The organism is Mesorhizobium sp. M1C.F.Ca.ET.210.01.1.1, from assembly GCF_004791585.1.
In the GTDB taxonomy this organism is placed as follows: Bacteria; Pseudomonadota; Alphaproteobacteria; order Rhizobiales; family Rhizobiaceae; genus Mesorhizobium.
In genome coordinates this window covers 1-285 of the sequence record NZ_SRUU01000221.1, presented here as the reverse complement: position 1 = coordinate 285, position 285 = coordinate 1, and the positions used below count along the sequence as shown (strand labels likewise).

The window sequence follows — 285 nt, the reverse complement described above, 5'->3', positions numbered from 1 at the left end:
CACTCGTGTTTCCGGCCGATGCAGGGAATGTCGCGACAGGCGGCGTTCGAAGGAAGCAGGACAGGAAATGACCGTTATCGACAATCGCGAAATGCTGGGCGCGGAAAGCTCCGAACTCTCGGAAGCCGGCGCGCGCGATTATTTCGAATTGCTGAAACCGCGCGTCATGTCGCTCGTGGTCTTCACGGCCTTTGCGGGCCTCGTGCTGGCGCCGGGTGAAATCAACCCGATACTCGGCATCACCGCTATTCTCTGCATCGCCGTCGGCGCGGGCGCGTCCGGTGC

General features: G+C 62.1%; 1 pseudogene. It reads left to right on the top strand.

What is annotated here, in order from left to right:
* Positions 1 to 67: 67 nt before the first annotated feature.
* Positions 68 to 285, top strand: a pseudogene (locus EN853_RS33665) (protoheme IX farnesyltransferase); the annotation flags it as partial.